This is a genomic window from Mycobacterium sp. MUNTM1 (genome assembly GCF_054660795.1).
Genome location: NZ_BAAGDE010000130.1, coordinates 1 through 1,778, shown reverse-complemented (window position 1 = coordinate 1,778; position 1,778 = coordinate 1). Strand labels below are relative to the sequence as shown.

Below are 1,778 nucleotides of genomic sequence, written 5' to 3'. Positions count from 1 at the left end.
GGTGGTCACCACCGCGCCGCCGGCGCCCGTCTACACCCCGAGACGCACGGCGCCGCCGACAACCGCGCCGCCGCAACCGACCATCACCACAACGGTTCCGCCGCCACCGATGGAAACCACGACCACGCCGCCGCCACCGCCGCCGCCGACCACCACCAGCACGACGGTCCCGATGACGACGGAGTGGATTCACGTTCCGCTGCTGCCGATACCGATTCCGGTACCGGTTCCCCAGCAGCAGGCCCCGTCGACCCCGCAATACCCGCAATATCAGCCGTATCCGGGCAATCAGTATCCGGGGAGCCAGTATCCGCAGTATCCGGGAAGCTCACAGAATCCGTTCCTCGGGCCGGGTTACTAGCGTCGTTCCTGCGTACGCACACCTCCTGCGCCCCTAGACGCACGCGCGTAACGTTTAGGTCACCAAGTTCAGGCGGGGTTCATCCCGCCATGCCCTTGCGAAGGGCGTTGAAAAAGACCTTGGAGGCGTTACGTGGACATCGTGCTTGGGGTGTCGATGGCTCCCAGGACAGTCCGCCTGGTGGCGATCGAAGGCCAAAACGCTGACGGCGTGACCGTCGAACAAGAAGAGTTCGCGGTTCGGGCCGCAGGGAAGTCGGTCGATCAGGTGGTCGACGCGATCATCGGAAGCCGCGAAGGGGTGCTGGAGGGCGGTCACCGGTTGACCTCGACCGGGGTCACCTGGAGCGACCCCGCCGGCGTGGGAGCGCTACGGGACGCGATCGCCACCCACGAGCTGGGCGGCGTGATGTTGGTCGCACCGCTGCTCGCCGCGGCCGCGCTGGCGCAGACCGTCGGTTACGCGCTGGGCTACGAGCGCCTCGCGATGCTGTTCGTCGAGCCGGCGAACGCGACGCTGGCCGTGGTCGACGTTGCCGACGGCTCCATCGTCGACCTGCACCGGCGCCAGACCGGCGACGGTCGCGCGGGAGGCCTGGCCGCGGAACTGGCGACGATGGTCTCCGGACTGGACGCGCGCGGGTCCCGGGCCGACGGCGTATTCCTGATCGGCTGCGGAACCGACATCGTGGCACTGAAGTCCACGCTCGAGGCGGCGACCTCACTTCCGGTCACCGGGCCCGAGGAGCCGGACATGGCTCTGGCCCGCGGGGCGGCGCTGGCGTCGGCGAACGCGCCGCTGTTCGCGTCGTCGACGGCGGCCCTGGCCTACGCGCTGGACCCGGGCACCGGAGAGCTGAGCCCGCCCGCGATCAGCCCGACCTACCTGGACGCCTGGGATGACCTCGACTTCGGCACCGACGTCCGGGCGTACAGCGCCGTCCCGGACGAGGACGAGAAGCCCCCGCGGCGGCCCTGGTCCATGTTGCTGGCCGGTAGCGCCCTGGCCGCCATCGTCGCCGCGATCGGCGGGGTGGTGCTGGTGACGTTGACGTCGGATAGCCCGGGGTCCGACGGTCGGCACAATTCGGGCGTGAGCATCGCCACGCCGAGAGTCCAGCTACCGGCGCCGCCGCCGAGCAACCCGCCGCAGGCGCAGCTGCCGGCCCCGAGCCCCGCACCGTCGCCCGCACCCGCGCCGAGCCCATCGGAGGTGGCCGCTCCGGCCCCCGCACCGTCGCCGGTGCAGCAGCCCGCGCCGCAGACCCCGGTCACTGCGCCGCCCGCGGCGCCGGTCTATCGCGCCCCGACCCGGCAGGCCCCGCAGTACGTGCCGCCGCCCGTCCGGCAGGCGCCCCCACCGGTCCAAGAGGCGGCGCCCCCGCCGGCCGCACCCGCGCCCCCGCCGGCCGCACCCG

General features: G+C 72.2%; 2 protein-coding genes. Both read left to right on the top strand.

All coding sequences use genetic code 11. From position 1 onward, the window contains the following. Window positions 1-172 precede the first annotated feature (172 nt). Window positions 173-361 carry a hypothetical protein gene (locus ACYQ8K_RS30030; protein ID WP_459975004.1) on the top strand — a complete coding sequence of 63 codons (189 nt, stop codon included), beginning with the start codon at window positions 173-175 and terminating at the stop codon, window positions 359-361. Between the two features lie 132 nt (window positions 362-493). Further along, window positions 494-1,778, top strand: a 1,285-nt coding sequence (locus ACYQ8K_RS30025) for a DUF7159 family protein (protein WP_459975002.1), incomplete at its 3' end; no start/stop codon positions are given.